Annotated in this window: 13 protein-coding genes; 6 read left to right on the forward strand and 7 right to left on the reverse strand. The window is 62.6% G+C overall.

Translation table 11 applies throughout. The features are described 5' to 3' along the window. Window positions 1–62 precede the first annotated feature (62 nt). A complete protein-coding gene (gene mhpT / locus C8K66_RS18635) occupies window positions 63–1,292 on the forward strand; it encodes a 3-(3-hydroxy-phenyl)propionate transporter MhpT (RefSeq protein WP_017847936.1) in 1,230 nt (409 codons plus the stop codon). On the opposite strand, the gene C8K66_RS18640 is transcribed toward mhpT, so the two are convergent. From C8K66_RS18640 to C8K66_RS18650, 3 genes are all read right to left on the reverse strand, one after another. Further along, window positions 1,289–2,236, reverse strand: a complete 948-nt coding sequence (locus C8K66_RS18640; protein ID WP_057005579.1) for a transporter — start codon at window positions 2,234–2,236, stop codon at window positions 1,289–1,291. The two genes, mhpT and C8K66_RS18640, sit on opposite strands and share 4 nt — an antisense overlap. A gap of 81 nt (window positions 2,237–2,317) precedes the next feature. Continuing rightward, entirely contained in the window at window positions 2,318–3,085 is a 768-nt protein-coding gene (locus C8K66_RS18645; protein ID WP_046383966.1) for a coniferyl-alcohol dehydrogenase, read from the reverse strand. 57 nt (window positions 3,086–3,142) lie between these two features. After that, on the reverse strand, window positions 3,143–4,618 hold the full coding sequence (locus tag C8K66_RS18650) for a benzaldehyde dehydrogenase (protein WP_108525606.1): 1,476 nt from the start codon (window positions 4,616–4,618) through the stop codon (window positions 3,143–3,145). Window positions 4,619–4,888: 270 nt separating this feature from the next. Here C8K66_RS18650 and C8K66_RS18655 point away from each other — a divergent pair, with 270 nt between their 5' ends. Beyond that, a complete protein-coding gene (locus C8K66_RS18655) occupies window positions 4,889–6,661 on the forward strand; it encodes a sigma-54-dependent Fis family transcriptional regulator (RefSeq protein WP_057005577.1) in 1,773 nt (590 codons plus the stop codon). A 98-nt stretch (window positions 6,662–6,759) separates the two neighbouring features. Continuing rightward, complete coding sequence (locus C8K66_RS18660) at window positions 6,760–7,371, forward strand: TetR/AcrR family transcriptional regulator (RefSeq protein WP_046383969.1); 612 nt, start codon at window positions 6,760–6,762, stop codon at window positions 7,369–7,371. 26 nt (window positions 7,372–7,397) lie between these two features. On the opposite strand, the gene C8K66_RS18665 is transcribed toward C8K66_RS18660, so the two are convergent. The 4 genes from C8K66_RS18665 to C8K66_RS18680 all read right to left on the reverse strand — a co-directional run bounded on the left by C8K66_RS18665 (window position 7,398) and on the right by C8K66_RS18680 (window position 13,652). Beyond that, window positions 7,398–8,501: a polyamine ABC transporter substrate-binding protein gene (locus C8K66_RS18665; RefSeq protein WP_108525608.1), complete on the reverse strand. Its 1,104-nt coding sequence runs from the start codon at window positions 8,499–8,501 to the stop codon at window positions 7,398–7,400. A gap of 40 nt (window positions 8,502–8,541) precedes the next feature. Next, window positions 8,542–9,879, reverse strand: a complete 1,338-nt coding sequence (locus tag C8K66_RS18670; protein ID WP_046383971.1) for a hypothetical protein — start codon at window positions 9,877–9,879, stop codon at window positions 8,542–8,544. Window positions 9,880–9,995: 116 nt separating this feature from the next. Beyond that, window positions 9,996–11,258, reverse strand: coding sequence for a serine hydrolase (locus C8K66_RS18675; RefSeq protein WP_026140145.1), 1,263 nt, complete (start codon window positions 11,256–11,258; stop codon window positions 9,996–9,998). Between the two features lie 183 nt (window positions 11,259–11,441). Then, entirely contained in the window at window positions 11,442–13,652 is a 2,211-nt protein-coding gene (locus tag C8K66_RS18680) for a TonB-dependent siderophore receptor (RefSeq protein WP_108525610.1), read from the reverse strand. Between the two features lie 116 nt (window positions 13,653–13,768). Between C8K66_RS18680 and C8K66_RS18685 the strand changes: the two genes are divergently transcribed. From C8K66_RS18685 to C8K66_RS18695, 3 genes are all read left to right on the forward strand, one after another. After that, window positions 13,769–15,013: an MFS transporter gene (locus tag C8K66_RS18685; protein ID WP_057005573.1), complete on the forward strand. Its 1,245-nt coding sequence runs from the start codon at window positions 13,769–13,771 to the stop codon at window positions 15,011–15,013. Window positions 15,014–15,148: 135 nt separating this feature from the next. After that, entirely contained in the window at window positions 15,149–15,664 is a 516-nt protein-coding gene (locus C8K66_RS18690; RefSeq protein WP_026140148.1) for a sigma-70 family RNA polymerase sigma factor, read from the forward strand. Continuing rightward, window positions 15,665–16,642, forward strand: a complete 978-nt coding sequence (locus C8K66_RS18695) for a FecR domain-containing protein (protein ID WP_108525612.1) — start codon at window positions 15,665–15,667, stop codon at window positions 16,640–16,642. Window positions 16,643–16,715 lie beyond the last annotated feature (73 nt).

Here is a 16,715-nt window from a genome sequence, read left to right on the forward strand (position 1 = left end):
TAATCAGCAGCAGCCACTTGCGCTCGCCACCACAACAAAAACAACAACAATGAGGTTTGCCCATGGACAGTCCATCGCGTCGTTCGACGCTGACTATCGCGTTGTGCTTTATCGTTGCGCTGATCGAAGGGTTCGATCTGCAAGCCGCCGGAACCGCCGCCGCGGGGTTGCGCCAGAGTTTTGCCCTGGACCCGAAGATGCTCGGTTGGGTGTTCAGCGTCGGGATCATTGGCCTGCTGCCGGGGGCGTTCTTCGGTGGCTGGGTCGCCGACCGAATCGGGCGCAAGAAAATCCTGGTGATCGCCGTGCTGCTGTTCGGGCTGTTCTCGCTTTGCACCGCGTTTGTCGAAAGCTACTCGAGCCTGCTGTTGGTGCGCTTTCTGACCGGCCTCGGGCTGGGTGCCGCGCTGCCCAACCTGATCGCGCTGTGCGCCGAAGCGGTCAGCGAACGCAGCCGGGGTACCGCCATCAGTGTGATGTACTGCGGCGTGCCGTTGGGCGGCGCATTGGCGGCGGTGGTGGCGATGTTTTCCAGTGAGCACTGGCAGACCACCTTTATCATCGGCGGCCTGGCGCCCTTGCTGGCCGTGCCGTTGATGATCCTGCTGCTGCCCGAGTCCAATGCCTTTCGCCAACAGCTCGACAATACCCTCAGTGCCCGCCCCTCCACTCGCCAGGCGCTGTTCGGCGAAGGGCGCGCAGGCACCACGCTGGCCTTGTGGCTCAGCTACTTCTTCACCCTGACTGTGATGTACATGCTGCTCAACTGGCTGCCGTCGTTGTTGCTCGAACAAGGCTTCAGCAAACCCCAGGCGGGCATGGTGCAGATGCTGTTCAACATCGGCGGCGCCCTTGGCTCGCTGCTCGGCGGTGTCCTGCTGGACCGCTGCAATGCCCTCAGAGTGGTGCTGTTCGTGTATGCCGGGCTGCTCGCGGCCCTGGCCGGGGTCGGCCTGTCGGTGGGCATCGTGCCCATGGCCATCGCCGGTTTCGCCGCGGGCTTGTTCGTCATGGCCGCGCAGTTGGTGCTCTATGCGTCGGCACCGCCCTCCTATCCAACGGCGGTGCGCGCCACCGGCGTCGGTGCGGCCGTGGCCATCGGCCGGCTGGGCTCGGTGGCCGGACCGCTGGCGGCGGGACAACTGCTCGCCGCAGGTGCGGGCACCACAGGCGTCCTGCTGGCGACCTCTCCCGGGTTGGCGATCGCGGCGCTGGCTATCATCACCGTCATGGTGCGTAAGGCGCCACTGAACCTGTCCACCCCGGAAGCGGCCGGGCACACCAAAGCCTAGAACTTGTGCAGCCAATTGAGCACCAGTTTGTTGCCCTCGGTGCGGTTCTCAGCCTGCTGTTCAAAGTAGGCGTTCACCGATAGCACGTTCTCCTTGTTGAAGGCGTATAACAGGCCTGGGCCCATGGCCCAGACCTTCTCCCGGCGCCCGCTCACGGCGTGCCCGTCCACCTGGGTGTCGGTGATCTGCTTCAACCAATAGCCGTTCACCCCCACGCTCAGTTGCTGGCTCAAGGCATATTGCACGGTCAGGTTGGCATGCAACGCCTGGCCGGCCTGGGTATCGGAAACATCCCCAAAACCGGCCTGCGGCTCATCATTCTTGCCATTCCACAGGTACATGAAACGCCCGCTCGCCGACCACTTCGGGCTGAACCAGTACGTTGCCGCGTAATACGGGTTGAATGACCAGAAGTTGCTGCCTGGGTTGATCGAGCGCTTGCGGTCATAGGCCCCCACCGGCACCGAGATATCGGCTTCGACACGCTGGGTCAACAACGGGCTGCCATCCGCGCGGCTCAGGGTCGGTAGTTGCAGGAAGGGCCCCACAGTCACATCACCAAACCCGGCGCGAGAACTCAGCGCCGCATTGTTCAAGCCATCGTCGACATCTGCGTGGACCAGGGAGGTGTTGATCAGGGTGAGTCCCGGCATCGCACCATTGGCCAGGGGTTGCCCGAGGTAGATGATCTGCGTGGTGGGCGCCACCACGTCCAGGTCCTGCTTGGGCAACGCCAGCTTGTGACCGTTGGCGTCATTGAAGCGGCTGGCTCGGGAGTACGTCAGGTATTCCTCCAGGTACCAGCCAGGGCCGGCCGGGGCCGGTGAGCCGTCGTAGAAACTGGTGCTGCCGAGGTTGAGCCCGGGCAGGTCGTAAGCGTGTGCAATCGATGACAGTGCGACAAAAGGCATGGCCGCAACCGTCCGCAAGATAGGCTTGAGCATCTTGGATGTCCTGTATTTTTGTTGTTGTTCAAGACCCCCGGCGCGGAGGCGCCGCGCCGGGGTTTAGCGCCGTTGCAAGCGCTACACGTAGGTCGCGGCCAAGCCACCGTCCACCGGCAGATTGACCCCGTTGACCCAGCGCGCGGCGTCCGAGCAGAGGAAGGCAATCACCGCCGCCACCTCATCGGCCAGGGCTGGCCGGGTCATGCGCTGGCTGTCTGCGGCCACCCGTTCCGGCCCGAGCATGCTGACGAAATCGCCGAGGATCGGGGTAAACACCGGCCCCGGCGCGACGCAGTTGATGCGTACCGAGTGATCGCGAAACCAGCCCTGGGATTGCTGGAAGCTCCACACGATCAGCGCTTCCTTGAAGTACTGATAACAGTTGTCCTGCTCCACCGGGTTGGCCGCCAGCCACTGCTGCCCTGCCTCGAAGCTTGGCGTCGCGGCCAGGGCCTTGTGCCGCTCCAGCCGTTGCGGCCATTGCGCGCCGAGGACCGAGGCGACATTGACGATGCTGCCGCCCGCCGACATGCGTGGCAGCAGCGATTGAGTCAGGTGCCGCAGCCCCAGGTAATTGACCGTGGCCACCGCTTGCAAGGGCGCCGTACCGGGCACGCCGGCAATGTTGCACAGCCCATCGATGCGCGCCGGCAGGCGTGCCACCAGCGCATCGATGCTGGCAGGGTCGCCCAGGTCAGCCTGGACGAAGCTATCCAGGGTCAGTTGCGGTGCATGGCGATCAACGCCGATCACCGTGGCCCCCTGGAAGCGCGCAAGCCGCGCCAGCTCGGCGCCAATGCCGGAAGCGACGCCAGTGACGATCAAGGTTTTGTTCTGCAGGTTCATGTTCAAGCCCTCTTGTTTTTGTATAGGCATGGGTGGATCAAACCGATGAGCCAGGGCTCAGAACGGATAGGCAGGCGGTGTATTTTTCAGCGTGACCCACTGCCACTGGCTGTACTCGTCCCAGTCGGCCGGCCCGCCCACGCTGCCGCCATTACCGGAGGCGCCGCGCCCGCCGAACGGGTTGATGCATTCGTCGGCCACGGTCTGGTCGTTGATGTGCAACAGGCCGCAGTCAAGCCGCTCGCCGATGGCCATGGCGCGCCCGACCGACGGCGAGATGATGGCGGCCGACAGGCCGTACTCGGTGCGGTTGGCCAGTTCGATGGCCTCCTCGTCCGTGGCGAAGCTGACCACCGTGGCCACCGGGCCGAAGATTTCATCCTCAAACGCGCGCATACCCGGACGCACGCCACTGAGCACGGTGGGCTGGTAGAACAACCGGTCATATTCGCCGCCCGCCTCCAACCGCGCGCCCGCTTGCAGGCTGTCGCTGACGATTGCGTGTACGCGCTGCAATTGCCGTTGGTTGATCAATGGGCCGAGCGCGGCCTCACCCCGGGCGGCATTGCCCACCGTCAACGCCCGGGCCTTGTCCACCAACTTGCGCGTGAGGCGTTCGGCGATGGATTCGTGGGCGAGAATCAAGCCGGTCGCCATGCAGATCTGCCCCTGGTGCATCCAGGCGCCCCAGGCGGCATTGCTCGCGGCCAGGTCGAGGTCGGCGTCTTCGAGAATGATCAGCGGGTTTTTGCCGCCCAGTTCCAGCGCGACTTTTTTCAGGTGTCGCCCCGCCACTTCGGCGACTTTGCGCCCCGCCGCCGTGGATCCGGTGAACGCAATCATCCGCACATTCGGATCGCGGCACAGCGCCTCCCCCTCCGGCGCAGCGCCGGGCAACACCTGCAGCAGGCCCTTGGGCAAGCCCGCCTCCTCGAACAGCCGGGCGATGAGAAAACCACCGCTGACCGGCGTCTGCGGGTCGGGCTTGAGCACCACCGCATTGCCCGCCGCCAGCGCCGGCGCCACCGAGCGCAGCGACAGTATCAGCGGAAAATTGAACGGCGAAATCACCCCGACCACGCCATGGGGCTGACGCCGCGCATAGGACAGGCGCCCGGCTTCACTGGGCAGCACCACCCCGTGCGGTTGGGACAACAGCCCCGCCGCCTGATGCAGCAGCACTATCGCTTCGCGCACTTCGTGTTCACCCTTGAACAACGCGCCGCCGGTTTCCCGCGCGACATACAGCGCCAGTTCCGCGAAGGACTGCTGAGCCAGGTCCGCCGCCTTGCGAAACACCTCGGCGCGCTCCCGTGGACCGAATGCAGCCCATGCCGGCTGCGCCAGGGCCGCGTTGCGGCAGGCGATGGCGATGTCGGCCGGGGTGGCCATGGCGCAGCGCATCAGGGGTTCGCCGGTGGCGGGTTCGATCACCGCGATCACGGACCCCGAGGCGGGTATCCAATCGCCGTTGAACAGGCATTCGGACGCAATGGCCCGCTGTAGAAAGTGAGTGGTTTCAGACACTGACATGGCAACTCCGAGTTCTTGTAATTGTCATCGCCTGCACAGGGTGCAAACGCCGCATCAAGCCTTGAGCAAAGGCTGTGCCGCTTGCGCGCAAAGCTGCTGACGTAACGCGTCGAGGGCTCTGGGTCGCGGCCCGCCGCGCCGCGCTCACACCCCACCGAGCGGTTGCCTGCAAGAACCGGGGCCCTGCCACTTGTTCAATTGATAAGGTTATGTTTAATAACTATCTGAGCAGTTACTCATATCGTTCACTCGCTTTGCAGGGGCATAACAATGACTAATCCCCCCAGTGCGCTGCCCGACGACCGGGTGGCCAATGCGGCCTTCCATCCGCGCGGCGACAGCCGCCAACTCAGTGCCGGCAGCTCGCCCACGCCGGCGGAACTGACCGACTGCCTGTTTTTTTCTCCCGAAGACGGGCGTATCTGGCTCAACGATCAACGCATGTTGTTGCTGCACAGTTCGTCGTTCGGCGCCCTGCGCGGGGAGGTCATCGAACGCCTGGGCCTGGAGCAGGCGCGCGGCCTGTTCACCCGCACCGGTTATGCCTCCGGCGCGCGGGATGCGCGGTTGATACGCGAGCGCTGGCCACAGGCCGATGCCGCCGCGGTGTTTCGCGCCGGGACACACCTGCACACCCTGGAGGGCATGACCAAGGTCGAGCCGCTGCACTTCAAGTTCGATGCCGATTCGGGGTTCTATGAAGGTGAGTTCCTCTGGCACCACTCCTGCGAGGCCGATGAGCATGTGCGCGCCTACGGCATCGGCCAGGACCCGGTGTGCTGGACTGAAACCGGCTATGCCATCGGTTTCGTCAGTGGCCTGTTCGGGCAAATGGTGATTTTCCGCGAAGTGGAATGCCGTGGCATGGGCCACCGCAGCTGTCGGGTGATCGGCAAGACGGCCGAGCAATGGGGTGACGTCGAGCAGGACCTGCGCTACCTGAATGTGTCCCAGGCCGTCACCAGCACCACGCTCGCGCCCACGCCCGAGCACCCGGTGAGCCGCAGCGCCAGGGCCAACCCGCCGCAAACGCTGGTGGGCGCCAGCGCGGCGTTCAACGCCGCGACACAAGCCCTGCAACGCGTCGCGCTGACCCCGGCAACGGTGTTGATCAGCGGTGAGTCCGGAGTGGGCAAGGAGATGTTTGCGCGCCAGTTGCACCAGCTCAGTCACCGCCATGACGGCCCGTTCGTGGCGCTCAATTGCGCCGCCATTCCGGATAACCTGATCGAGGCCGAACTCTTCGGTGTCGAACGCGGTGCCTATACCGGCGCAACGCACTCGCGCCCTGGACGTTTCGAACGGGCCCAGGGCGGCACGCTGTTCCTGGATGAAATCACCAGCCTCAGCCTGGGCGGGCAGAGCAAGTTGCTGCGGGCCCTGCAGGAGCGGGAAGTCGAACGGGTCGGCGGCGTGCGCGGTATCAAGGTGGATGTGCGCGTGGTCGCCGCCACCAATATCGACCTGCGTAAAGCCGTGGCTGACGGTACGTTTCGTGAAGACCTGTTCTACCGGCTGAATGTCTACCCCATCGCCCTGCCACCGCTACGCGAACGCAGGGACGACATCCCGCTGCTGATCAACGCATTCCTCACGCGCTTCTGCCAGGAATACGCGCGAACACCGGCGGGCCTGACCATGCGCGCCCTGAAGGTTTTGCTGCGCTATGACTTCGCGGGCAATGTGCGCGAGCTGCAAAACCTGATCGAACGCGGCCTGATCGCCAGTGACGAAGGCCAAGCGATTGACCTGGTGCACCTGTTTCGCAACGAGCCGATGCCCGCCGATCCCTATGGCCTGGACGACCACGGCAGCCTGTCAAATAGCGGGCCGCAGCTAACCACCACAGCGCCCCGCCCTGCACTGCTGGACACCCTTGGCCAGCTGGACCAGGGGTTTTCCATTGACGGCCTTGAATCGCGCCTGATCAATGAAGCGCTGCAACAAAACGCCGGCAACCTGGCCGCCGCCGCCAGGCTCGTGGGGCTCAGCCGCGCTCAATTTGCCTACAGGCTGAAGAAGCATCAGCGGCAAACCCCTTGAATGGCAATTAGTGCTTTAAAAGCTTTACCCAATTAAGTATTTTGCAGGGATACCGGGGCGACAAGCGCCCCTCTTTTTACTCGTGACAAGGATCTCCTGTGAGCGGACTGCGTGAACGTCAGAAAGCCGAACGCCGGCAAGCTATCAGCAAGGCCGCGATCGAACTGTTTGAGCGCCAGGGTTTCCAGAACACCACCATCGAACAGATCGCCAGCCAGGCCGGGGTGTCGCCGCCGACGGTGTTCAAGTACTTCGGCAACAAGCAGGAAATCATCCTGGAAATCCTGCACCACGCCGATCAACGCGCGATCACCGACACCCGCAGCCGGATCCACGAAATAGACGACCCGGTCGAAGCGCTCTGCCACCTGGAACGCCTGCTTACCGGCTATGCGTTGGAAGTCATGCACCCCAGCCTGTGGCGTGAACTGCTGCCGCTGATTCTCTTCGGTGGCAACAATGAACTGCCGGCAGGCTATCGGGCCATGAACGATGCGCTCAGGGCCGAAATCAGCGAATTGCTGCGGGAATTGCAACGGGCCGGCAAGCTGCGTCCGCAACTCGATGTGGAATTGGCCGCGTTCCTGTTGAACGACTATTCGCACCTGCAACTGTTCCGACTGGTGAACCAGGAACACCCGGATATCGACGCGCACTCTACCCAGGTCAGGCGTATCACCGAGTTGCTGTTTTACGGCATGCAGGCCTGACCCATTGCGGGGTCAGGCCATCCTGATCAGCGGTTGCTCTTGATGGCGGTCCAGGTGCGGGTACGGATGCGCTCCACGGCGGCCGGGATCGGCTCCAGGGCGAACAGGGTCTTGCGCGCTTCCTCCGGCACATACATGTTGGGGTCGTTACGGATGCTGGCGTCCACCAGCGCAGTGGCGTCCTTGTTCGGGTTGGGGTAGCCGATCTTGTTGCTGATGCGCGCAATCACGTCCGGGCGCAGGATGTAATTGATGAACGCATGGGCCTCTGCAGTATCGGGCGCATTGGCCGGGATCATCATCACGTCCGCCCACATCGGCGCGCCTTCCTTGGGCAGTGCCATCTCGACCTTGACGCCCTTGCCGGCGGCATCTGCCAGTCGCGTGGCCAATGCGACACCGCCGGACCAGCCCACGCCCACACAGATATCACCGTTGGCCAGGTCCATGCCGTAGCGCGACGAGTTGAAGTAAGTGACGTAAGGGCGAATCTTCATCATCACGGCCTGGGCTTGCGCATAGTCCTCACGCTTCTGGCTATTGGGGTCGAGGCCCTTGTAGTGCAAGGCAATCGGCAGGATCTCGTTGCCGGCGTCGAGGAAACCCACGCCACAACTGGCGAGCTTGGCGAGGTTTTCTTCCTTGAAGATGATGTCCCAGCTGTTCATCTGCACGTCGGGGCCCAGGGCTTTGCGCACCTTGTCGACGTTGTAGCCGATCAATGTGGTGCCCCATAGGTAAGGCACGGCGTAGCGGTTGCCGGTGTCCCCCACCGCTTCCAGGGATTTCATGAACTCGGGGTCCAGGTGCTGCCAGTTCGGCAACTGCGCGCGGTCCAACGGTTGGACGGCACCGGCGGTGATCAGGTGCCCCAGGTTGGCGGTGCCCGGGAATACCACGTCATACCCGGAGTTTCCCGTCAACAGCTTGGACTCCATGGTTTCGGCGCTGTCGAATACATCGTAGATCGGGCGGATTCCGGTCTCTTCCTGGAAGCTCTTGAGCACTTCCGGCGGCAGGTATTCGATCCAGTTGTAGATCCTTACGGTTCGTTCTTCGGCCAGGCAAAAACCGCTGATCAACAACGAAGCGACAGTGCCCAACACGGTATTACGCAAAAAACTGTTCATGATAAAAACACTCCAGCGCGGCCGCAAAGGCTCGCGGCACTTAATAGCGATAGGTGAAATACAGTTCCAACGCACTGAAGGTCTGGTCGTCACCGAACACCTGCTTGGCGGCGGCCAGTGGTTTGACCCAGTTATAGGACAGCGACGTATAGAACGACGGCGTGGGCGTCCAGTCGAGGAATATCACGCTCTCATCGGCAAAGCGCCGATCGCGGACCGCCGCGCCCATGTAGTTTTTCTCATCGAGCCAGAACTGGTAGTGAATGGCGCCGAGGGTCAGGGTCTCGTTGAGGTGGGTCTTGAGCGAGAACTGTTGGACATTTTCGTTGCTGTTGAACAGCAGGTAGTTGCCGACCACGTCGCCGACGAGCCACGTACTCCAGTCGACGAAGCCCTTGCTCAACGGGTCCCAGGCTTTCTGGCGGTTATCGCTGAGGTTGTCATCACCGGAAAAGCTCGCGTAGCGATAACCGATGACGGGCGTCAACGGCAACGTGCTGAAGGCATAGTCGGCCTGGCCGTACCAGGCGTTGGCATCGTAATCGACCCCCTCGCCGCTACCGCGCTCCAACGCGTACTCCGCATTCAGAGTCAGCGCCGGTACGCCGGGCACCTTGGCATTGAGCGCCCGCAGGTTGTACACCTGCATGCCGTCGCGACGACGAGGCAGCGTGCTGCCTTTGGGCCCCAGGGCGTTGACCCGCATGGCCATGGCACCCAGGGTCACTTGGTCGTCGAGGTTGTAATCGAGGTTGACGCCGGTCATGCGGAAATCACCCAGGTCATCGTCGGTGCGCAGGGTGAATGCCTGAGACTTCAAGGCGCCATGTTCCCAGGCCAGGATCGCCGAATCCTTGAAGGCGGTTCGAGGGCCCAGCCAGTAGGCACCGTCCTTGAGCTGGTCCAGGTTGCCGTCCATGACGATGAACCCCGTACCGACCATGTAGTTCTGGCGGCCAGCCGTGAACTTCCACTCACCGGCGCGGAACCCGCCGTACAGTTCTTCAGCGGCAACCTTGCCGTCGGAACTGCGGGTAAAGCCGCCCGCATCGCCGTCGCCGAACGTGCTTGCCGCGACCAGGGAACCGCCGGCCAGCAAGCTGAAATCGGGTTGCAACGCATACTCGAGTTTGACCCCGGGTTTTACGTAGAACTCTTGCCAGTCGATCTTGGTGCCGCCATTTTTACCGTTGCGCGCATCGACCCGGCCGCTGCCGAAGTTGACGCCGCGGGTTGATAGCGTCGCGCCCCCCGCGGTGAGGTTGACTTCGCCCTTGAGATCGCCGTCCTCAAAGGTGTAGCCCGCCAACGCGACGTGGGTGGTCAAGGGTAAGCCGACCGCTATGAGCGCTCGAGAGAAACGCTTGATGAAAACCATAAGAAGCTCCTGTGTGATTATTGTTGTTACAGGGCAGTCAATGGCGACGCAAAGCGCCGCCAACACATGGCAAAGCCAGGTGAATAGAACGCAAGACTCTTATTTTTCGGGGTGTGTCAGTGACTCAGGTGAGCGCTGATAGCGCGCAGCATTCGCACGCTATCGGCATCGAACGGGCCGACCGCATCGGTCAGCGACGATTGCTTGACGATCACGACGCCGGAGGGCTTGTCGATGAACAGGTACTGGCCGTGGATGCCACCGGCCATCAGGGCCTGGCTGTGATCGTTGAACACGTACCACTGGCTTCGATAGGACGCACCCGGTGTCCAGCCGGAGAACTCGGCATTTTGCGCGTAGATCGCCGGATCCCCACCGGCGGCGATACGTGCCACGGTCTCGGGCGACAGCAGCTCAACCCCCTCGTGACAGCCATCGTTGGCCAGCAGACGACCGAAGCGCGCCATGTCTCTTAACGTCGCACTGAAACCCGCCCCGGCGACGTTACGTCCCCAGGGATCAGCCATGAAATAGCCGTCGCGATCACAGCCCAGCCGGCTCCAGATTTCTGCCAACAACTGACTGCAGGCCTTGCCCGAGGCGCGCTCCATGACCCAAGCCAAGGCTTCGGTGGTCGCGGTCACGTAATGGAAAAAGCCACCGTGGCTGGCGCGCTTTTTGAGGGATGGCAGGTACTGGTACAACGACTCGAATTGGGCGTATTGCGCCGGTGCCGGTTGAAACCCGCAGGCGTAACCGTACTGCGAGCTCTCCGAGTTGGGATCGTCGTACACCTCGCTGTAGTCGATGCCCACCGCCATATCGAACAACTGGCGCACCGTCGCATCGCCAAACGCGCTGCCCACCAGTTCGGGCACGTAGTACGCGACGGGTAACCCAGGCTCGAGCACACCACTGGAAACCAGCTGTTCGCCAAGGGTGCCGATCAGCGATTTGGTCACCGAAAACATGATGTGCCGGTCGCAGGCCTGCTGACCGTTGAAGTAGCGCTCGAACAATACCGTGTCGCCCTGCATCACCAAGAAGGCGTCGGTCTGGCTGGCCTCGAGGTGGTCGATAACGCTGATGCTCAGCCCACACTCACTGTCGAAACACAGCTGGTCCAGCGCATTGGGAGCCTGCTTGAGCGTACCGACCGGCCCTGGACCCGCCGGTACGTCAATGGTGGGGCGCAAGCGCGCCAGGTTGCGGAACCCCCACTGGCTGAAGGGCGGACGCATCCAGTTGTGCCACGTGACTCGGTGTTCCGGCTCGGCGGGAAAGCCATGCATCAGCAAAGGGGCCGCGCAAGTGGCCGACGACGATTCAGTGGCCTCGACGTAAAGCGTCGCAAGAAAAGACGGGTTTTTATGACTCATCGGGAGATGACCCTGGAGATGACTCTGCATGAGAGCAGATGCACAGAAATCATTACCCGATATTTATCTTTAGTCAATAAAACTTTTTACTCGATAACACTCACTCCGCTATCGCTGCATCGAGCCGGTCGCCGGCGGTGCGCGGCACATTCGCCGTCATGAAAAGCACACTCCACACCGACCTCAGAAATCAACCGTGGCCGACAACTGCAAGGTGCGCGGAGATCCCGGGGAAAAGGCGCCGTAGGAGGCGACGCCCGACCAGTACTCACGGTCGAATACGTTCTGCACGGTGGCGCGGAACGTCGTAGGTCGCCCTTCTATCTTCGTGGCATAACGCGCGCCCGCATCGATGCGAGTCCAGGCGTCCAGTTCCTGGGTGTTGGCCTGGTTGACGTATTGGCTGTCGGTGTAGATCGCGCCGCCGGTCAAGGTAAAGCCTTCCAGCCATGGGGTATCCCATTCGGCCCAGAGGTTGGCCTGGATGTCGGGTACGCCGACCGGTTTGTTGCCCCGGTTGGCTGCGGTGGCGGACTTCGTCAACTCGCCGTCGAGGAACGTCACGCCCCCCATCAAGCGCGTGCCCGGCGCGACTTCCCCGTACAGGCTCACTTCCACGCCACGGTTGCGTTGCTCCGATTGCACGGAATACACATTGTTGGCACCCAGCTCGCCGCTGGGCTTTTCGATCTGGAACAACGCCACGCTCGTGATGAACGTGTGGTGTTCATACTTCACGCCGAGCTCGTGCTGTTTGGACACATAAGGGGCGAATGTCTGGCCGCCGTTGTTCGCGGTGCCTGGGGCGGTATCGCCCTTGCTCAAGCCTTCGACATAGTTGTAATACAAAGACACGTCATCCCAGGGCTTGACCACGACGCCCAGCAACGGCGTCGTGGCAGTGTCTTTGTTGCGGGAGCTGACAGCCCCGGCGGCATTGTAGTTACGCGACTCGATCGCTTGCCGGCGCAGGCCGAGGGTCAGTTGGAGGCGGTCGTCCAGCATGCCCAGGGTGTCCGTCAGTGCGACGCCGGACAGTTCCGTTTCCGAAATGCGCAGCACTTTGGGGGCGTCGAGGTATTGCTTGGGCGTATCCACCGGGTGATAGATGTTGGAGCGGATCTCCTTACCATTGGTGATGCCTCGGGACAGTTCGTCCCGGTAACGGGTCGCCATCAGCGTGGTCATGTGCGTCACCGGCCCGGTGGCGAACAGCCCGCGAAGGCCCGCATCGGCGGTCGAACGGTCGACGTTGAACTTGTAGTAACCCGGGATATTGCTGGTATCGCCGGCGTCGTTGAGGATCCTGGGCACCTGGTCGGACAGGCGCTTCACATCCGACTTGCCCCCGCCGGCATGGGCGAACACGGTCAGCGCATCGCTCAAGTCATACTCGCCGCCGAGCAGTGCCGACTGTTCCTTGGTGTCCGACCAACCCCATTTTTGCGGCAGGCTGGTGCGGCCATTGGCGGCAGATGGCACGTCGACACCCGTTGCGACGGTGAAGGGGCGCGAGGCGCCGTCAAAGTTTTCTTTCTGGCTGATGTAGTCAAGGTTCAGGCGCAACCGCTCGCCGCGATAATCCAAGGCAATGGCCCCGATATCCACCTCGCGCTTCTGATTATCGACGGCGGTGTCGCCGCCCTGGAGGCTGCCGTTGAAGCGCAGGCCAAACTGGTTTTCTTCACCAAAGCGCCGGCTGATGTCCAAGTGGCCGCCCACTTGGGAGTCCGATGCGTAACTGCCGGTAAAGCGCGTCAGGTCTTCATCCAGCGCCCGCTTCGGCACGATGTTGATGACGCCGCCAACGCCACTGTTCGGCGAGACACCGTACATCAGCGCACCGGGCCCCTTGAGCACCTCGATGCGTTCGGCGTAGTCGGTGAACGTCCGGTAGTTCGGCGCCACACCGTACACGCCGTCATAGGCCAACTCGCCAAGGTTGCCTTCGCCGATGGCAAACCCACGGATGAAAAACGAATCGACGATACCGCCCGTCTGCCCCGTGGACCGCACCGAAGGATCGCGCTCCAGGGCGTCGGCCGCCGTCACTGTCTGCAGGTCGGCCAGGGTTTTGGCGGTGTAGCTGGTCACACTGAACGGGGCGTCCATCACATCCTTGTTGCCCATCATCCCCAGGCGCGCGCCACGGGCGACCTGCCCGCCGGCCAGTACCGGCGGCAATGCCGTGGGGCCAGCCTCGCGGGCGTCGATGGTGGTGGTGTCGAGGATCAGGCTCTGCGCGCTGTCAGGCGTTGACGCGTCGCCCGCTGCGGGCTGTGGCGTAGCCGCCGAGGCATTGGCGCTGCATGCGACCAAGACGACATTCAGCATGGCGCTCCGAATCGCGAGGGTTAACACGCGTTCACCATAGGGACGACAGATAACGGGCATGACGAGAGGATCCTTTCAACGTAGGAAAATGGGAATCACTCCTAATGCCAGCCGACTTGCGAAAAAGTATCATCCCTCCCTGTTTTTTTACCGGGTTCATCCGCCGAGGCCGTCCCATGTCCCATGCAGGTGTCATTCAGGGTTCAAGTGTCAGGACCCTTGTTTATCTTTTGTTCGCGATCCAACTGGTCTCCATGGGCGCGATGGAAATGAGCGGGCCATTCTGGCCCGTACACCTGCGCGAGCTGGCCTCTTCGGAGGCGCTTTTCAGTTTCGCCAGCATCGCTGTGTACGTGGGACCGATGCTGGGCATCATGCTGACCAGTGCGTTCTGGGGCCGTATCGGCGATCGATACGGGCACAAGTTGATGATGATCCGCGCGCTCGCCGGGTTGTCCTTGACCCAGCTCGGCCTGGCGTTTTTCAGCGACATCTGGGCGATCCTGGCCCTGCGTTTCCTGCAGGGTGCCTTCGCGGGCTACATTGCCCCGGCGCAGGCCTACGGCGTGAGTATCGAAAGCCCGTCGCGCCGGGCCCGGCTGTTCGCGATTCTGCAGATATCGACCAACGTCGGCTCGTTGCTGGGCGCCGTGCTCGGCGGCCTGATTCTCGATTACGCGACGTTTTTCTGGATCAATATCGTGGCCTCGGTGTTATGCGCCGCCTGCACGGTGATCGCCGCCATGACACTGCCGGACGTCCCCCCCGTGAAAAAAACCGCGCCGGTAAACACCTGCGCCCCCGCCCAGGCCAGCGCTGCCGGCTGGCGTGGCTCGCCCCTGCTGTCGCTGTTGGGCATCATGGGGATTCTGCTGTTGGCGCGAATGCTGCCCCAGACTTCGTTCTCGCTTTACGTCAGTTCCACATTCGATGTCAGCCACTCAGTGGTCGGCCTGTGCTACGGGCTATTGGCCCTGGGCTTCATTCTTTCGGCGACGGCATGGTCGCGCTACTTCGAGCAGCGCTCTCTACGCCAGACGCTGCAGCGCATCACTTACGTGGTGATCGGTTGCATCGCGCTGACCGCCGTGGCGGGCATTACCCGCAACCCCGTGGTGTTTATCCTGGCCTACTTCGTCTGGGGAGTACTGCTGGGTGCCACGACGCCAGTGCTGATGGCCCTGATCTCGACCACCGCCGACAGCGCCCGACAGGGCTATGTACTGGGTATCGCGCAAAGCACCGCGCAGTTTGCCTCGATTGCCGGTATCTGCATCGGCGGCTTGCTCAGCCAAGCGTATGGCCTGCCCTACACGTATCTGTTCGTTTGCCTGGCGTATGCGCTGGCGCTGGTGCTGATCGTCGCTCTGCGTTACTGGCCCGCGGGCAAGCAACCCCACCAAGTCGCGGATCGGGATTGAACCAGGTGCCTGGCGATGAAGGACACGCCAGCACAGGGGATCGCACCGATCGCGGGGCACTGATCCCCCCTTGCTTTTCAAGCATCTTGTCAACTAGCATTGGGAATACTTCTCAATTAGATGCACGCCCGCGCCATGAGCCAAACCCACTCCGCGAACCACCCGAGTCACCTGCGCGCGATTGAGGCCCTGTACAGCGGGCATCACAGCTGGCTGTACGCGACGCTGAAAAGAAAACTGGGCAACGCCATGGATGCGGCGGATCTGGCGCAGGACACCTTCACCCGCATCCTGGCTTCACAGGTCACGGTAATCGAGCAGCCTCGCGCCTACTTGAGCTGCGTGGCCAAGGGCATCCTGATCAACTGGTACCAACGCAAGGCGCTGGAGCGTGCCTACCTGGAGGCACTCGCCAACGCGCCCGCACAGGATGTGCCGTCGCCTGAATCGCACTTCATGGTGCTGGAAACCCTGCACGAAATCGACGCCATGCTCGATGCCCTGCCGCCGCTGGTGAAGCGGGCGTTCCTGCTGTCGCAGATCAACGGGCTGAAATACGACGACATCGCCAAGCAACTGGACGTCTCGCTGATCACCGTCAAACGCTACATGAAACAAGCGTTCCTGCACTGCATGATGATGGTCGAATAGATGCGCGCGCTGCGCAGAGAGCCACCGCTGAATCCCGACGTGCTTGAAGAAGCCGCCGAATGGCTGATGCGTTTGAGCGACAACGGGTTGAGCGACAGCGAGCGTGCCGAGTGGGAGCGCTGGAAGGTCAGCAGCCCCGAGCGCGATCGCGCGTGGTCGCGGGCGCAATTGCTGCAAAGCAAGCTGGGCGGCTTGCCGTCTTCCCTGGCGATGTCGGCGCTGGATCGGCCAAGCAATCCGGAGCGGCGTGCGGCCCTGGGTAAATTGGCCCTGCTGCTGGCGGTGATACCGGCGGGTTGGGGCAGCTGGAAGCTGGTGGAGTCAGGCCGATGGTCGTCCGACTACCGCACGGCCGTGGGCCAACAACGCGAATTGACCCTGGCCGATGGCTCACGCATCACGTTGAATACCGACACCGCCATGGATGTGCTGTTTGATGGCCAACAGCGGCTCATCCATCTGCGCGAAGGCGAAATACTGGTGCAGACCGCACCGGATACCGCTTCCATCCCCCGCCCCTTCCTCGTCGTCACCCGACAGGGCCGCATGCAGGCCCTGGGCACGCGCTTTACCGTGCGTGAACTGGGCCCGCGTACCCAGCTCGCCGTACTGGAAGGCGCAGTGAAAGTGGAACTGGCCGAAAACCGCCAAACCGCGCCGCTGATCGTCAACGCCGGGCAGCGCACCGACTTTTCCTCACAGACCTTTGGAGCGCTGACTGCCGCCGGTCGCTACGTCGGTGCCTGGGCCCAGGGCATGCTGATGGCGGACAAGATGCGCCTGGCGGATTTCGTTGCCGAGCTGGCGCGTTATCGTCGTGGTTTTGTGCGCTGTGATCCGGCCATTGCCGACCTGCGCGTCTCCGGTGCCTTCCCGATCAGCGATACCCAACGCACCTTGAACATGCTGGTGCAAACCTACCCGGTGCTCGCCACCGGCCATTTGAACGGGTATTGGGTCACGCTGTCGCCCGCCTGACGCCGCGAAGGCAAACCTCGCAAAAAAATAAAGCGTTGCCAGGCTGATACTTTTTTTGATCTCAACTGGCAAT

This window comes from Pseudomonas sp. GV105, assembly GCF_003058185.1.
GTDB lineage: Bacteria > Pseudomonadota > Gammaproteobacteria > Pseudomonadales > Pseudomonadaceae > Aquipseudomonas > Aquipseudomonas veronii.